General features: G+C 68.7%; 13 protein-coding genes. 9 read left to right on the top strand and 4 right to left on the bottom strand.

All coding sequences use genetic code 11. The features are described from left to right. The first annotated feature begins 123 nt into the window (after positions 1 to 123). The gene (locus ALI144C_RS16595) at positions 124 to 1,299 is read left to right on the top strand and encodes an MFS transporter (RefSeq protein WP_076988029.1); all 1,176 of its coding nucleotides are present in this window, start codon (positions 124 to 126) and stop codon (positions 1,297 to 1,299) included. On the opposite strand, the gene ALI144C_RS16590 is transcribed toward ALI144C_RS16595, so the two are convergent. After that, entirely contained in the window at positions 1,262 to 1,819 is a 558-nt protein-coding gene (locus ALI144C_RS16590; protein ID WP_076988028.1) for a TetR family transcriptional regulator, read from the bottom strand. The two genes, ALI144C_RS16595 and ALI144C_RS16590, sit on opposite strands and share 38 nt — an antisense overlap. An 87-nt stretch (positions 1,820 to 1,906) precedes the next feature. Here ALI144C_RS16590 and ALI144C_RS16585 point away from each other — a divergent pair, with 87 nt between their 5' ends. Beyond that, entirely contained in the window at positions 1,907 to 2,797 is an 891-nt protein-coding gene (locus tag ALI144C_RS16585; protein ID WP_076988027.1) for an SDR family oxidoreductase, read from the top strand. On the opposite strand, the gene ALI144C_RS16580 is transcribed toward ALI144C_RS16585, so the two are convergent. The 3 genes from ALI144C_RS16580 to ALI144C_RS16570 are packed head-to-tail and all read right to left on the bottom strand — an operon-like array spanning position 2,794 to position 4,501. Then, on the bottom strand, positions 2,794 to 3,252 hold the full coding sequence (locus ALI144C_RS16580; RefSeq protein ID WP_076988026.1) for a dihydrofolate reductase: 459 nt from the start codon (positions 3,250 to 3,252) through the stop codon (positions 2,794 to 2,796). The genes ALI144C_RS16585 and ALI144C_RS16580 overlap by 4 nt on opposite strands. Then, positions 3,249 to 4,046: a thymidylate synthase gene (locus ALI144C_RS16575; RefSeq protein WP_076988025.1), complete on the bottom strand. Its 798-nt coding sequence runs from the start codon at positions 4,044 to 4,046 to the stop codon at positions 3,249 to 3,251. Before ALI144C_RS16575 ends, ALI144C_RS16580 begins: the two co-directional genes overlap by 4 nt. A 47-nt stretch (positions 4,047 to 4,093) precedes the next feature. Then, a complete protein-coding gene (locus ALI144C_RS16570) occupies positions 4,094 to 4,501 on the bottom strand; it encodes a CAP domain-containing protein (RefSeq protein ID WP_202818970.1) in 408 nt (135 codons plus the stop codon). Positions 4,502 to 4,749: 248 nt separating this feature from the next. On the opposite strand from ALI144C_RS16570, the gene ALI144C_RS16565 reads away from it, so the two are divergent. The 7 genes from ALI144C_RS16565 (at position 4,750) to eccB (ending at position 16,243) form a co-directional block, all read left to right on the top strand. After that, positions 4,750 to 5,073: a WXG100 family type VII secretion target gene (locus ALI144C_RS16565; RefSeq protein ID WP_076988024.1), complete on the top strand. Its 324-nt coding sequence runs from the start codon at positions 4,750 to 4,752 to the stop codon at positions 5,071 to 5,073. Between the two features lie 65 nt (positions 5,074 to 5,138). Next, a complete protein-coding gene (locus ALI144C_RS16560; RefSeq protein WP_076988023.1) occupies positions 5,139 to 5,438 on the top strand; it encodes a WXG100 family type VII secretion target in 300 nt (99 codons plus the stop codon). Between the two features lie 91 nt (positions 5,439 to 5,529). Next, positions 5,530 to 6,315, top strand: a complete 786-nt coding sequence (locus ALI144C_RS16555; RefSeq protein WP_076988022.1) for a hypothetical protein — start codon at positions 5,530 to 5,532, stop codon at positions 6,313 to 6,315. Between the two features lie 67 nt (positions 6,316 to 6,382). After that, entirely contained in the window at positions 6,383 to 9,478 is a 3,096-nt protein-coding gene (locus ALI144C_RS58675) for a hypothetical protein (protein WP_076988021.1), read from the top strand. Between the two features lie 31 nt (positions 9,479 to 9,509). Further along, positions 9,510 to 13,487: a type VII secretion protein EccCa gene (eccCa, locus tag ALI144C_RS16545; protein WP_076988020.1), complete on the top strand. Its 3,978-nt coding sequence runs from the start codon at positions 9,510 to 9,512 to the stop codon at positions 13,485 to 13,487. Continuing rightward, positions 13,484 to 14,887, top strand: a complete 1,404-nt coding sequence (gene eccD / locus ALI144C_RS16540; protein ID WP_076988019.1) for a type VII secretion integral membrane protein EccD — start codon at positions 13,484 to 13,486, stop codon at positions 14,885 to 14,887. The genes eccCa and eccD overlap by 4 nt, the downstream gene beginning before the upstream one ends. 9 nt (positions 14,888 to 14,896) lie before the next feature. Then, positions 14,897 to 16,243: a type VII secretion protein EccB gene (gene eccB, locus ALI144C_RS16535; protein ID WP_076988018.1), complete on the top strand. Its 1,347-nt coding sequence runs from the start codon at positions 14,897 to 14,899 to the stop codon at positions 16,241 to 16,243. The last annotated feature ends 2 nt before the right edge of the window (positions 16,244 to 16,245 follow it).

Here is a 16,245-nt window from a genome sequence, read left to right as displayed (position 1 = left end):
CGAACTACAGGCGAACGGAAGATGTACGTCATGTGACCGATGTCTGTCCGCGGTGGCTTGGCCAGCATTCTGCGGACGGGGCAGGACCGCTCCGAACCTCACCGGCGAGGCGGAGCGTGCGACATGGTCGATACCCGTGTTACCAACACCACCCCGGTCGCGGCGGTGGTGATCTTCCTGCTGGCGCTCAACCTCCGGCCCGCGGTGACCAGTCTCGGGGCGTCCTTGCCGGATGTCCCTGTCGCCCACGGCTCGACGGCTGCGGTGCTGGTCGCGTTGCCGCTGTGGGCGATCGGGGTCGGTGGGTGGATGACGTCGTTCTTCACCGCGCGGTGGGGCGTGCACCGGACGGTCACCTTGGCGTTGGGCACGCTGGTGGTCGCGTTGTTGTCGAGAGTCCTGGGTGACGCGGCTCTGCTGTTGACCGGAACGGCGTTGGCGTGTCTGGCGATCGCGGTGGTCGGCACGCTGATCCCCGTGCTGGCGGATGGTTCGCCGAGGAGGTTCAGCCTCTGCTACACGTTGGCGCTGGGGCTGGGCAGCACGGTCGGGGCGCTGGTGACGCCGTTGATCGTGAACACGTGGTCGTGGCAGGTGGGATTGGCCGCATGGGCGGCGATCGCCGTTTTCACCGTGCGGATCTGGCGTCGTACCAGCCCGGTGTTCGCCAACCCTGGCCCACGCCCGGTCCGGCCGTGGTCGCTGGTTCGCTCGGCCGCGGCACGGAATTTGACGCTCTACTTCGGACTCATCTCGTCCGTGACCTTCCTGGTGATGGGCTGGTTTCCCGCGATCCTGCGGGACGCGGGACTGTCGCCCGAGGTGGCAGGGTCCTGCCTCGCCCTGGCGATGGCGATGGGGCTGCCCATGATGTGGCTTGTGCCGCAATGGGTTCACCAGTGGCACAACCAGACCGCGCTCGTGGTCTGCCTGACCTTGCCGACCATGGCCGGGGTGACCGGGTTGCTCGTGGCGCCCGCGTTCGCGCCATGGGCCTACGCCATCGGGGTCGGGATCGGTCTCGGCTCACTGGCTGCGGCGTTGGCCGCGATCCCGATGCGGGCAGGCAGCGATGTCGACCTGACCACCGCGCTGTCGGCGCTGGTGCAGGGCGCGGGGTACCTGATCGCGGGAGTCGGCGCGTTGGTGTGCGGGCTGCTGCACAGCTCCACCGGGACGTGGCGAGGTCCGCTCGTACTGGTTCTTGGCTTGCTGTGCGGTCAGATCGTCGCTGGTGCCCGTGCGTTGCGGCCGGTCTTGGTCACAGCAGCGAACGCAACACCGTCGCGGTCTGCTTGATCTCCTCGTCGAGGCTGAGTGGCTCGGCACTCGCCACCCACCGCTCGAACGCGACGGCGAAGACGGTCGCCGCGCAGTGGGCGGCGAGGCTGGCCATGAGTTCGGGGACGCCTCGCTCCCGCAGTGCGTTGGTGGCCGCTGTCGTCAGGGTGGCGAGCTTGAACAGTTCTCGTTCGTGCAGGCTCGGGTTCGCCGTGATCAGCCGGGCGCGACGGATGGTGAAGTCGCGCCGGTCGCCGATCAGGCTGCTGGCCGCGGTGATTCCGGCCATTGCGGCGTCGAGCGGGGTGAGGTCTGCCGGGGCGGCCAGGGTCGCGTCGTAGGTGGTCTTCTCCATGACCTCCGAGCCGCCGAAGAGGACTTCGCGTTTGTCGCTGAAGTGCCGGAAGAAGGTGCGCTCGGTGACTCCGGCGCGCTCGGCGATGTCGCTGGCGGTGGTCTGGTCGAAGCCGCGCTCGGCGAACAGGTCCATCGCGGCACCGATCATCCGGCCTCGCGCGTCCGGTTCCCAGCGGCTCATGATCCGGCAGTCTAGTGATGTCAGCCGCTGACATGAACCGTGCTACTGTTGATGTCAGTCGCTGACATAGCTCGAAGGGAAGCTCACATGCGCGTTTTCGTCACCGGTGCCTCCGGCTGGATCGGCTCGGCTGTCACCGACGAACTGCTCACCCGCGGCCACCAGGTCATCGGCCTCGCCCGCTCCGACAAGGCAGCGGAGGCGCTACGGGCCAAGGGCGCCACCGTTCACCAGGGCGACCTGGACTCGCCCGACAGCCTGGCCGCGGCCGCCGAGACCGCCGACGGCGTGATCCACCTTGCGTTCAAACACGACTTCACCGACGTCGCAGGTGCCGGACGCGCCGAGCGCGCCGTCGTCCAGCGCATGCTCGACACGTTGGTGGGCAGCGACCGGCCGTTCCTGATCGCCTCCGGGGTGACGACCAGCGCCTCAGGGCTGCTGACCGAGGACGACCCGTCACCCCACGAAGGCCCCGACTCGCCGCGCGGCGGCAGCGAGAACCTCGCGCTGGAGTACGCCGACCGCGGGGTACGCCCGGTGGCGCTGAGGTTCGCCCCCACGGTCCACGGCGCCGGTGATTACGGGTTCACCGCCGTCCTGACGAAGATCGCGGCGGAGCGCGGCGCGGCCGGGTACATCGGCGACGGCTCGACCCGCTGGGCGGCCGTCCACCGCACGGACGCGGCCCGCCTGGTCCGCCTCGCTCTGGAGAAAGCACCCGCCGGGTCACGGGTGCACGCGACAGCGGAGAGCGGGATCCCCTCCCGCGACATCGCCGCCGCCATCGGCGACTACCTCGGCGTGCCCTCGGTGTCAGTCGCGGCGGAGGACGTCGCGGCGCACTTCGGCTGGATCGGCGGCTTCTTCGGACTGGACGCGGCCGCGTCCAACACCCGCACCCGCGAACTGCTCGACTGGACGCCGACCGGCCCGACCCTGCTCGAGGACATCAAGTCGGGCGCGTACTCAGCCTAACCCCAGTTCAGGAACCGGTAGTGCAGGCCGGTCGACGACTCCTGCCACGGCCCGACGACGTCCGGCTCGCGGTCCACCTTCGGTGCGTACGTGTCACCGTCGAAGTGTTCCCGGAGTTCGGTGATCACGATCCGCTGCGCGCGAGGCAGCGCTGCCTCGTACACGGCCGCGCCGCCCATCACCCACACGTCCCCGCAGACCGCCGCCAGCGCTTGCTCCAGGTCAGGGAACGTCTCCGCGCCCTCCTGCGTCGTACTCGACAGCACCAGGTTGCGCCTGCCGGGCAGCGGCCGGAACCGGGGCGGCAGCGACTCCCACGTGCGGCGGCCCATCAGCACGGTCGTGCCCGCGGTCACGGTGCGGAAGTGCTTCATGTCCTCCGGGAGGTGCCAGGGCAGCGTGCCGTCGCGGCCGATCACGCCGTTGGCCGACTGGGCCCAGATGAGGCCGATCACACCGCCACCGGTGCCTTGATACCGGGGTGCGGGTCGTAGCCGTCGAGCGCGATGTGCTCGTAGGTGTAGTCGAACAGGCTGTCCGCCTGCTTCAGGCTCAGCGTGGGGAACTCCCGCGCGTCCCGGCTGAGCTGGGTGCGGACCTGGTCCTCGTGGTTGTCGTAGATGTGGCAGTCCCCGCCCGTCCAGATGAAGTCACCGACCTCCAGGCCCACCTGGTCGGCGATCATGTGGGTCAGCAGGGCGTAGCTCGCGATGTTGAACGGCACGCCGAGGAACAGGTCCGCGCTGCGCTGGTAGAGCTGGCACGAGAGCTTGCCGTCGGCGACGTGGAACTGGAAGAAGGCGTGGCACGGCGGCAGCGCCATCCTGGGGATGTCGGCGACGTTCCACGCCGACACGATGATCCGCCGCGAATCGGGGTTCTCACGCAGCGTGCGCAGGACATCGCTGATCTGGTCGACGTGCCCGCCGTCCGGCGTCGGCCACGACCGCCACTGCACGCCGTAGACCGGGCCGAGGTCACCGTCCGGCGCTGCCCACTCGTCCCAGATCGTGACACCGTTGTCCCGCAGCCAGGTCACGTTCGCGTCGCCACGCAGGAACCACAGCAGCTCGTACGCGATCGACCGGAAGTGCACCTTCTTGGTCGTGATCAGGGGAAAGCCGTCCGAGAGCCGATAGCGCAGCTGGTGACCGAAGATCGACCGCGTGCCCGTGCCGGTGCGGTCCCCCTTGCGCGTGCCCGTCTCGAGCACGTGTCGGAGCAGGTCTTCGTACTGCGTGTTCGGCATGCCGCGAGCCTAACCTCAGTGGTCCTGCCCGAGCCCGCCCACGTGCCCTAATAGCCGAAGTTCTGGGTCCACCAGGGGATCCCCGCGTGGACGTAGAGGCCGACCCCGATCGTGCCGAAGTCCTTGTGCAGGATGTTGCGGCGGTGCGGGACGCTCTGCATCCAGGCGTGCACGACCTGTGCCGGGGTGTCCTGCCCGCAGGCGATGTTCTCCCCGGCGGGTTCTTCGACGCCCGCGGCCAGCATCCGTTCGAACGGCGACAAGCCCCGTGGGCCCTGGTGTGCGAAGTAGTCCCGTTCCGCCATGTCCTCGCTGTGCCCCCGCGCCGAGCGGCGCAGCCGTTCGTCGATCCGCAACCGGCCGAGCCCGCGCCTGGCCCGCTCGACGTTGACCAGGGACACGACCTTGTTCTCGATCTGGACCCGCACCGAGTCGCGACCGGCACTCAGGGTCATGTGCCCTCGACACCTCTCGCTCCATTCGGGCAGAACCTTCCCTATGTATAACGCCTGTTCAGGCATCGGGTTGCTCGTGGGGAAGCGTGACGTGTCAGAACGGGCAACCGCGAGATCCGTTCGGGCAGAGGAAGGCGGTTGGACTGGGCGATGGACTGCTCCGCTGTCAGATTGGTGATCGCCCGCACCCAGGGGGTTGGTCGTACGGCCATGCACGCGGGTCCGCCAACAACCGGAGGAGTTCCCTAATGGCAGGCTTCCCAAAGGTTCAGACGACGCAGCCGGGGATGCAGCAGGCTGCGCAGATCTTCAGCGACCGCGCCACGGAGTTCACCCAGGACCTCAACCGGGTCAACTCGATGATGTCGACCCTCCAGACGAGCTGGACCGGACAGGCGTCGACCAGCTTCAACGCGGCGATGGACAACTGGGAGAAGTCCTTCCAGGCGATCATCAACAAGCTGATCAACATGATGGAGGTCATGGGGGTCAACACCAAGGACTACGTGAGCGCCGAAGGTCACGCCGCCGACTCGGCCAAGTCCTTCGCCTCGACCCTGCCCGGCGTCTGATCTCCCTCCGCACAGGACTCCCAATGCCGTCGCCCGGTTCCGGGTCGGTTGGAAAGGAATGAAGGTTGTCCGACTACAGGTTCGACTTCAACGTCGCGGACATGACCCTCGACGAGATGAACGCGATCAACAACCGCGTGAAGACCGCCCTCACCGAAATGGAAGCCCAGGTCGAGAAGACGCTGGCGGAGTGGACCGGTGCCGCGCAGCAGGCCTACTACGCCGCGAAGGCGGAGTGGAACCAGCAGGCCCAGCAGATGCCGATCTACCTCGAGGCCGGTCGGCAGACCCTGTTGTCCATCTCGGACAACTACGGCACGACCGAGCAGCGCGCCCAGCAGATCTGGAACGGCGCGGGGCGCTGACCCGCCGATCCGGCGTACGCGGCCGGGCCACCGGGCGGCGCGGCCCCCGGTGGCCCCCGTGCCGCACTGACATCCACAGGGAGGTGTGCTCGTGGCTACTGAAGGCAAGGCTGGACTCGACTACTGGATAGCCAGCGATCTCTACAAGCAGAACAACAACATCAACTGGGAGAAGGTCGATGTCTTCGTCGAGAAGGGCTGGCTGACGGAGCGGGACCGGGATCTGCTGCACGCGCTCGGCAGCATGGCGAAGGCCGGGTTCCAGCCCAAGGACGACCCGGCTTTCAAGGATGTCTTCACGACGCGGACGAAGCTCGACAAGGTCACCGAGGAGCACAAGGACGACCCGCTGTTCTCCAGGGACGCGAAGGGTGAGGTCGAAGGGCCGAAGCACTCTCCGGAGCCGGATGGCAAGGGGCCGCACGACAAGCACAAGGATCCGAGCAAGTACAAGAAGGAAGATCCGCCGCCGGTGCCCGGTGGCGCTGACGGGAAGAACGTCGGCAAGGACGCGGTCAGCGTCAACACGGCGGCGTTGCAGAAGTTCGCGGCGAACATGCTCGCCCTGCGTGACATGATCTCTCATTCGCGGGGACACCTGAAGGATGTGAACATTCTTCCTGGTGCTTTTCCCAAGGGTTTTCAATTGCGTGAAAGGGTGAATGGCACGTCGCCTGCGACGGGCCTGAAGGGTGAGACCGACAGCTACCTGCACGGTCTCGAGATCGAGTTCCGGCAGATCCAGGAAACGGTGTTGAAGCTCGTGAAGGAGTACGACTCCGTCGAGAAGCTGAACAACCTCACCGCGGACAAGCTCACCGCTGTGATGAACGAGCCGTTCAGCTACATCAACAACAACACGGGCAAGCCGAAGTAGTCCAGCCGGTTTCTCCAGTCCGGCTGCTTTCGTCCAGATGTGTTCTCCAGGGGAGTTGTGACGGCCGATGCCCGAAGGCAACAAGGTTGAAGAGGGCGGCGCGAAGGGCTTCGACAACGGCATCTTCGAGTCCGATCCGGTCGACGAGCACGCCATTTTCGCCAAGGCTGACGGGAAGGCTTCCTCGGAGAACGAGGACGTCGGCACCTGGCACTGGAAGCAGATCAAGGCCGCGCTGTGGGGTGGCGCCGCGCTGTCCACCGACGCGCTGTGGGCGAAAGCGTACAAGATCGTCGATCCGCGCACGCTCTACCAGGCGAGTTACATCTTCTCGAACGTCGAGCAGACGCTGCACTCGGTCGCCGACAACCTGGTCGCCCAGGCGAAGGCCGTGGCTGGTGAGAACGGCTCGTGGAAGGGCAAGGCCGCCGACGAGTTCCTGGCGAAGATGCAGACCCTCGCCCAGAACATCAAAGCGAACGGTGACCGGTTCGGTGGCTCCGACGCCAAGTTCCATGCCGTCAACGAACTCTACAACGACGGCGAGTGGCTGGACTGGGCTCGCAACGAGGTGGACAAGATCGACCGCTACTACGCCCAGGTCGCCCAGTGGCGGGCGCAACAGGGGTCCGACCTCCTCATGGACAACAACCTGGTGCGGATCAGCGACGACAAGGAACTCGTCGAGTCGATGAACACCGCGATGCGGAACATCATCAAGCCCCTTTCCGCCAAGTACCACGGTTTCGAACCGGACCCGGTCAAGCAGATCACGCCGATCACGCCGGGCATGGGTGGTCCCCCGCCGCCGAAACCGAAACCGGAGCCGCAGCCCCAACCGAAACCGCAACCCCAGCCACCGGACAAGAAGAACGGGCCACCCCCGCCGGACAAGAAGAACGGACCACCTCCACCGGACAAGAAGCAGGGGCCGCCACCGCCTGACAGGAAACAAGGGCCGCCTCCGCCGGTCAACAAGCAGAACGCGCCGCCACCGCCGAACAACAAGACCCAGCCACCGCCCGGTGGGTCCAAGCCGCCGCCGGTGCCGCCGCCCGTCGGGGCGCCGCCACCACCCGGTGGTGGAAAGCCGCCGCCGCAGGTGAAAACACAGACGGAGCAGCCGCCCGGTGGCAAGCCGCCACCCCAGATGAAGAACCAGATGGAGCAGCCACCCGGTGGCAAGCCGCCACCCGCTCCGCCGCCTCCCGGTGGCAAGCCGCCGGGCAATGTCCCACCACCGGGCAGCGTGCCGCCGCCTGGTGGCGGTCCGGGAGGCCCCGGACCCATCGCGCCGCCGCCCAAGGCGCCGCCACCCGTGCCCCCGCCTGTGCCGCCGCCCCCTGGCGGCAACAAGCAGCAGAACCCAGGTGGGGACGGCAAAGGGCCGGGCAACGTCCCACCACCGGGCAAGGTGCCGCCACCCGGTGGCAGCGTGCCGCCGCCTGGGGGCAAGGTTCCACCGCCTGGGGGGAGTGTGCCGCCGCCCGGTGGCAGCGCGCCGCCACCTCCGGTCGGTCAGGGACCTGGCAGCCAGCCACCGCCCGGATCGAACCCGAACCAGTGGTCGCCACCCGGCGGCGGCCCGACGCCAGGAGGTAACCAGGACCGCGGCGGCGGAATGCCGATGATGCCGCCGGTGCAGCCGCCTGCGGGCGGCAACAACCAGGGCAATGAGCGTTCGGATTCGTCCGGTCTGCTGGACGGCGGCGACAAGCCGTGGCAGAGCAACAAGCCCGAGATCGGTGGGCCACAAGCACCCCCTGGTGGGATGCCGATGATGCCGCCGGTGCAGCCGCCTGCTGGTGGTCAAGGCTCCGGTAACGAGCGTTCGGATGCTTCTGGGTTGCTGGATGGTGGCGACAAGCCTTGGTTGAGCGATGGTCCTGAGACTGGCGAGCCGAAGGCACCGCCCGGTGGGATGCCGATGATGCCGCCGGTGCAGCCGCCTGCTGGTGGTCAAGGCTCCGGTAACGAGCGTTCGGATGCCTCCGGTCTGCTGGACGGTGGCGACAAGCCGTGGCAGAGCGATGGTCCCGAGGTTGGTGTGCCGCAGGTGCCGCCTGGTGGGATGCCGATGGTGCCGCCGGTGCAGCCGCCTGCCGGTCAGGGTTCGAACTCGGAACGTTCGGACGCCTCAGGGTTGCTGGACGGCGGCGACCAGCCGTGGTTGAGCAGCGGTCCCGACTTGGGTGAGCCGAAGGCACCTGACGGTGCTGTGGCGCTGCCTGGTGGGATGCCGATGGTTCCCCCGGTGCAGCCGCCCGCGGGTGGCAACAACCAGGGGAATGAGCGTTCGGACGCCTCCGGGTTGCTCCACGGCGGTGACAAGCCGTGGCTGAGCAACGGTTCCGAGACGAGCGGGCCGGAGGCGCCTGGGGGCGCTGTGCCCGTGCCGGGTGGAATGCCCGTGGTCCCGGTCAGCACGGGTGGTCCGGACGCCAAGCGCACGAACACCGCCGACCTGATCGAGACGGGCGACCACCCCTGGGACACCAACGACACCAACACCGGTGACCCCGACGCCCCCAAGGGCACCGTCGCGGGTGGACCGTGGCCGGACAGCACACCGTCCACCGCGGACCAGTCAGCGGCAGGCCAGCGGGACTGGCTGCCCCTTGCCGCTGTGCCGGTCGTGCCGTCCGTTCCCGCCGTTGAACCCGACGAACCCGACGAAATCCCTGAGCCACCGGAGGACCACGTTCCGGTCATCCGGCCGGACGGCGGGGAGGACACCAGCGCGTGGGACGTGCCCGCGGGCGGTCTGCCGTGGCTCGTGCCGTTCCCGGTCACCACGGCTGCCGACGGTGAGCGGGAAGGGGACCGAAAGGCTCCCGACTACGCGTTGCGCGACAGCGAACCGTGGGAAGGCCGTCCCGCACCTGATCCCGGCTACGACACCTGGCGCAAGGCCAAATGGGCTGAGAACAGCGCGATGGAGCAGGAGCCGAGACCACTCATGTGTGGCGGCCCCGAGATGACACCGGAGGAGTTGGCCGAGCGGGAAGCGGCGCGAGCCAAGGCCGAGGCCGAAGCCAAGGCCGCCGAGGCCGAGGACGACGACGAGAACAAGAAGGAACGATCGAGCGCGGACCTGCTGGTCCGGGACGATGCCGCATGGGGCAGCGGGCCTGCCGTGCCACCGTCCGGAGTGATCGGATGACAAGGCACTTGCACACGAGTGAGGCACCGGAATGAGCACCGTCACGGTCAAGCGGCCCCCGCGGGCCGCCGGGCCGCAGATGCCCGACGGCGAAGTGGAGTTGCAGGAACCGCCGGTGATGGCGGAGCCCGCGGCGATGGATTTCCGGTCGGCCGCGATGTTCCTGCCGATGGGCATCGGCTCGATGGCCATGGTGATGTTGTTCGCGTCGTCGACACGGTCGTCGGTGATGTACATGATCGGTGGCGCCATGGGTGTGGGGCTGCTGGCCATGGGCCTGAGTCAGATCGGCCGTGCTGGTGCCGAGCGTAAGCGGAAGATGAAGTCGGAACGCCGCGACTTCCTCCGCTACATCGCGCAGCTGCGGGTGAAGGCACGGCAGGCCGCGGATCAGCAGCGGCAGTCGGTGGTGTGGAACCACCCGTCGCCGTCGTGGCTGTGGTCGGTTGTGGACAGTACGCGGTTGTGGGAACGCCGGGCCAACGACGAGGACTTCGGCCGTGCCCGGATCGGTCTGGGCACGCAGGCGGCGGCCGTCGAGTACACGGCGCCGTCGACCAAGCCGATCGAGGACTTGGAGCCGTTGTCGGCGATTTCGTTGCGACGCTTCCGTGAGGCGTACCGCACAGTGTCGGGCATCCCGATCTCGGTGGGGCTGCGGAGCTTCACCAGCGTCGAGTTCGCGGGTGACCGCGACGGGGCCGTGGCGTTGGTTCGTGCGGTGGTCGGGCAGTTGGTGACGTTCCACTCGCCGGACGAGTTGCGGGTGGCGGTGTTGACCAGCGAGGCGGGTCAGCCGGAGTGGGACTGGATCAAGTGGTTGCCCCACAACGCCCACCCGACGTCGATGGACGCGGCCGGGCCGCTGCGGATGCTCGCCTGCGACCACGACGAGCTGATGGACGTGCTCGGCGACGACATCACCGACCGCGGCGACCACGAACCGGGCAGCAAACCCGGTGTGGTCGAGCCGTTCATCGTGATCGTGGCGCACGGGGTGGAGATCCCCGAGTCGTCGCGGTTGCTCAACGGTGGTCTGCGCAACCTCGTGCTGCTGGACGCGACCGGCAACATGCCCGGTGGTCCCAAGGTTCTCCGCCTCACTGTCGACGGCGACGACGTGCGGTTCCCCGCCGGTGAGGACACCGGGACCGCCCAACGCGACGAGCTGAGCCTGGTGCAGGCGGAGGCGTTGGCCAGGCTGATGGCGCCGAAGCGGACGAGCGGCGCGGTCGACATCGTGGACCAGCCGTTGGAGAACGACTTCGAGTTGACCACCCTGCTCGGTATCCGCGACCCGCACACGTTCGACGTGGCCGCGAAGTGGCGTACCCGCGCGGCTCAGCGGTCGCGGCTGTCGGTGCCGATCGGCGTGACCGAGGACGGCGAGGTCGTCGACCTCGACCTGAAGGAGTCCGCGCAGGCCGGGATGGGTCCGCACGGGATGCTGATCGGGGCGACCGGGTCCGGCAAGAGCGAGTTGCTGCGCACGCTGGTGTGTGCGCTCGCCGCCACCCATTCGTCCGAGATCCTGAACATGGTCCTGGTCGACTTCAAGGGTGGCGCGACTTTCCTGGGTATGGACAAGTTGCCGCACACCTCCGCGTTGATCACGAACCTGGCCGACGAGCTGCCGTTGGTCGACCGGATGCAGGACGCGTTGAACGGTGAGCTGGTGCGACGGCAGGAGCTGTTGCGAGCCAGCGGTTTCCCGTCGTCGTTCGAGTACGAGAAGGCGCGTGCGGGTGGCGCGACGCTGGTGCCGTTCCCCGATCTGCTGGTCGTGGTCGACGAGTTCAGCGAGCTGCTGGCCAGCAAGTCGGAGTTCATGGACTTGTTCGTGTCGATCGGCCGTCTCGGCCGCAGCCTCGGTGTGCACCTGCTGCTCGCCTCCCAGCGGCTGGAGGAAGGCCGGATCCACCGCGTCGAGGGGCACCTGTCGTACCGGATCGCGCTGCGGACGTTCTCGTCGATGGAGTCGCGTGCTGTCATCGGTGCCGCGCTGGCGTACGAGCTGCCGTCCGCTCCCGGCAACGGTTATCTGAAGTTCGACAACACGAACCTGGTGCGGTTCAAGGGTGCCTACGTCTCCGGGCCCTGCGCGCCGAGCGGCGGGCCGGTCGCCACCGGGGAAAGCAAGGCGCACGCCGAAGTCGTGCCGTTCCGGACGCAGCCGTACCCGACCCTGCACGCCCTGCGGTCCACCGAGGACGAAGAGGAGCAGCCGGAGGGCAAGCCGGAGAAGGAGACGCCGTCGGACGCGCCCTCCCTCGCGGACGTCCTGATCAGCCGGTTGAAGGGAGCCGGTCCGCCCGCGCGGCAGATCTGGCTGCCGCCGCTGTCGGAAGCACCCAGCCTGGACGGGTTGCTGCCTTCGGTGGTGCCGGACCCGGTGCGCGGTATGACGGCGGACGACCCGAGCAGCCGGGGTGCCTTGCGCGTCCCGGTCGGTGTCGTCGACCGGCCTTACGAACAGTTGCGGGACCTGCTGGTCGCCGACCTGTCGGGCGCCGACGGACACGTCGGGGTCGCGGGCGCGCCGCAGAGCGGCAAGTCGACACTGCTGCGGACGCTGATGCTGGGACTCGCGCTGCTGCACACCCCCGAGGAGGTCCAGTTCTACTGCCTGGACTTCGGCGGCGGTGGCCTGATGTCGGTCTCCGGGTTGCCGCACGTCGGCTCGGTGGCGACCCGGATGGAACACGACCGCGTCGTGCGCACCATCGCCGAGCTGGACCAGTTGCTGGAGCGCAGGGAAGCACTGTTCGCCGAGCACGGGTTCGAGTCGATCACGGCCTACCTCGCGGCCAGGGCCCGTGGCGACGTGGAGGACCCGTTCGGGCACGTGTTCCTCGTCGTGGACGGCTGGTTCACCGTCAAGCAGGACTTCATGGACGTGGAGACCAAGATCGGCGAGCTGGCCTCGCGTGGCCTGTCCTTCGGCATCCACGTGGTGTTGAGCGCGACCAGGTGGTCGGAGATCCGGCCGTGGCTGCGTGACCTGCTCGGCACGAAGTTCGAGCTGCGGCTGGGCGACTCGATGGAGTCCGAGGTCGGCTCGCGCAAGGCCGCGACCGTGCCCACCCAGCCCGGTCGCGGGATGACGGCCGAGGGGTTCCACTTCATCGGCGCTCTGCCGCGGTTGGACGGGTCGTCCGAGGTCGATGACCTGGCCGAGGCGACGAAAGCGATCTGCGGTGAGTCGCGGGCGTTCTGGCCGGGACGTGGCGCGCCGCCGGTGCGGATGTTGCCGACCCAGTTGCCCGCCACGGAACTCCCGGCGCCGCAGCGGGAATTCCAGGTGTGCATCGGCTACGACGAACAGCGGTTGCAGCCGGTGTGGCACGATTTCTTCACCACACCGCATCTGATGGTGTTCGGCGACAGCGCGACCGGCAAGACGAACCTGCTCCGCCTGGTGCTGCGCTCGATCCGCAGCCGCTACAGCCCGGACGAGGCCAAGATCGTGCTCGGCGACACCCGCCGCGACCTGGACCAGGAGGTGCCCGCGGAGTACGGCGTCGGCTACGGGTTCAGCGCCGACTCGTTGTTCGAGCTGGCCAACCAGACTGTCGGGTCGATGGCGAAACGGGTACCGGGACAGGACATCACGTCCGAGCGCATGCGCAAGCGGGACTGGTGGAGCGGTCCCGAGGTGTTCCTCGTCGTGGACGACTACGAACTGCTCGGCCGAGGCGGCGCCAGTTCACCGCTGGAACCGTTGCTGTCGATGATCCCCCAGGGCGTCCACATCGGACTGCATCTGGTGATCGCCAGGAGCACGTCCGGCGCGATGCGCGCCATGCTGGACCCGGTGATCCGCAGGCTGTGGGAGCTGGGCACACCCGGCGTGCTGCTGTCGTACCCCAAGGAGGAGGGGAAGTTCCTCGGGGAGGCGCCGCCGCGCAAGCTGCCGCCCGGCCGTGCCCAGCTCGTCACCCGGCGGGGAATCGGACTGATCCAGACCGGACTGGTGACGGTCGACGCGTATGAGAGGAGTGGCTCGTGACCAGCGTGCGTGTCGCGGAGCTGTGCCGGATCACGGTCTTCGGGCCGGACGGCAAGGTCGACCTGGCGGTGCCGGTCTCGACGACCGTGGCCGACCTGGTCCCGGTGCTGCTGAGCCACACCCGCAAGCACCAGCCGGGTCCCGCCGACCAGCAGGGTTCCTGGGTGCTGCAACGGCTGGGCGAGCCCGCGTTCGACCATGACGGCACACCGGAGACGCTCGACTGGCTCGAAGGCGAGCAGCTGTACCTGCGCCCGGCCGACAACCCGTTGCCGGAGCTGGACTTCGACGACCTCGCCGACGGTATCGCGACCTCCGTCGTGCAGCGCGGTGACCGGTGGAAGCCCGAGTACAACCGCGTGCTGTTCCAGGTGCTGTCCGGTGCTCTGGTCGCGGTGGTCGGACTGGCCCTGCTCGACGACGGGCCGACCGCGTTGCACGCGGGCTTCGCCGGTGGCCTGAGCGGGTTGTTCGTCATCATCTCCACGGTGGTCGCCCGTACGCTCGACGACCTGGCGCTGTCGCGGTTGTGGGGGCTGGCCGGGTGCGTTTTCGCCGGGCTGACCGGGGTGATCGCGGCTGACGGCGTGCCGGACGCGGCGTCGCCGACCCCCATGGGCATCCTCGTCGGCGCCGCGGGCGCCGCTCTGGTGGCGGTCGTGTTGCTGGCGTTGCGGAAGTTCGCCGCGAACGGGATCCCGTTCGCCCCGTTCGCCACGGTCCTGCTGGTCGCGGTGGCGACGATCTGCGGCGTGTGGATGGGCCTCGGTTTCGAGTGGACGGTCGGGCAGGTCGCCGGAGTGCTGGCCACCGTGATGTTCGGTGTGGTGATCTGGTCGCCGAAGACGACGATCCGGATCGCCTACCTCCGTGGGCCGCAGTTGCCGCGCAACGCCGAGGACCTCCAGCAGGACGTCGACCCAGCTCCCGCGCACGAGGTGGCTGTACGGACCGCGACGGCCGACCGGTACGTCAGCGTCACCATGGTCTGCGCGAGCGTGGTGTTCGCCGCGGCCTTCCCTTTCATCCTGGCTGTGCCCGGATGGATCGGGTGGACGCTCGTGACCGTGGTGTCCAGCGCGATTCTGCTGCGGGCGCGCAACTTCCTCGGCGTATGGCAGCGGCTGGCGCTCACCGCGGCCGGAACGATCGGGTTGGCGCTGGTGGCGCTGGACCTGGCCCAGATGTTCACGCCGGGCTGGCGGATCGTCCTGCTCGTCGGCCTCCTGCTCGTCCTCTACGGACTGATGCAGGCGGCGCTGCGGCCGGTGGGCCGCCGGATGCTGCCGGTCTGGGGCCACCTGGCGAACATCTTCGACACCTGCACGGCACTCGCGATCGTCCCGCTGTTGTTGCAGCTGCTCGGGGTGTACGCGTGGGCACGCGGACTGTTCGGGTGAGGGCGGGCCATGCAGACACAGCGTGACCACCTCAACGCCTACCAGTTCATGATGGGCCGGATGAGCTCCGCGCTCGTCCTCGCCGACCCGGCCAGCCCCGAGATCCCCGCGCGGCGGGCGATCGTGGGCATGATCGTCGGTGTGCTGCTGGCGGTGCTGATCGCCATCGGCTTCGTCGCCTACGGCGCGATCGTGCCCGGTGGCAACAGGGACTGGCAGGCCAAGGGTGCGACCGTCGTGGAGAAGGAGACCGGCATCATGCTGGTCAACGTCGACGGCAGGCTGCACCCGACGCTGAACTACGCGTCGGCGAAGCTGCTGGGCAACAACTCCAAGGTCGCGATGGTGTCGAAGGCGTCGATGAAGGACGCGCCACGCGGCAGTGTGCTGGGGATCCCGAACGCGCCGCAGGCGTTGCCGTCGGCACAGGACATCGGCGGGTCGAGCTGGCTGACCTGCCTGCCGGGTTCGTGGGACGACTCGGTGTCCGCCGACCGCGCGCCGAACGTCCTCTTCGACCCGGTCGTCCCGTCCGTGCCGCTGCCCGACGAGCGCTACCTGCTCGTGAAGTCCGCTGCCGGGAGCCAGTACGTGGTCTGGCGCGGTATGAAGTTCAAAGTGGACGATCCGATCGTCACCGTCGCGCTCGGCATGGCCACCGCGCGGCCCGTGCCCGCCCCGCAGGCGTGGCTGAACGCGCTGGTGGACGGCCCGGCTCTGGCCCCGGCCGCGATCGACCGGGCGGGCACGCCTGGAAGCCCGGTCGGCGGTCAGCCACGCAAGGTCGGCCAGCTGTTCGAGCACCAGGCCGGCAACGGCGACACGGAGTGGTTCGTCCTGCGCGCGGACGGCATCGCGCCGGTGAGCGCGACCGAGTTCGCGTTGCTGGCCGCGTCCACCGGCTCGCAGCCGGTCCGCGTCGACACCGCGGCCATCGCCTCGGCCCCGCGTTCCAGCGACCAGTCGCTGCTCAAGCGGCTGCCCGACCTGAGCCGCTCGCGGTGGCTCGACCACGGCCAGAACGCGCTGTGCCTGCGGCAGACTCCCGTCGGCGCGCAGGTGGAAAGCCAGATCGCGATCGCCGCGGGCGGTGCGCTCGCGGGCAACAGCGTCCAGGTGCGACCCGGGGCAGGCGTGATCGTCGGGGCGCTGCCCGTCCCGGCGGGCCGGAAGGTGCCGGACCGGTACCTGATCACCGACGAGGGCCGCAAGTACCTGATGCCGGACGACGAATCGATCAAGGCGCTGGGGCTGGCCGGGGCACCGGTTCGGCCGATGGCTGGCGACATGCTCGCCGGGGTGCCGAGTGGTCCGGTGCTCAGCAAGGCGGCGGCGGCCGCCAGCGAGAAGGGATGAAC

Origin of the sequence: Actinosynnema sp. ALI-1.44 (genome assembly GCF_001984155.1) — a bacterium.
GTDB lineage: Bacteria > Actinomycetota > Actinomycetes > Mycobacteriales > Pseudonocardiaceae > Kibdelosporangium.
This window is presented reverse-complemented; position numbering and strand designations above follow the sequence as displayed.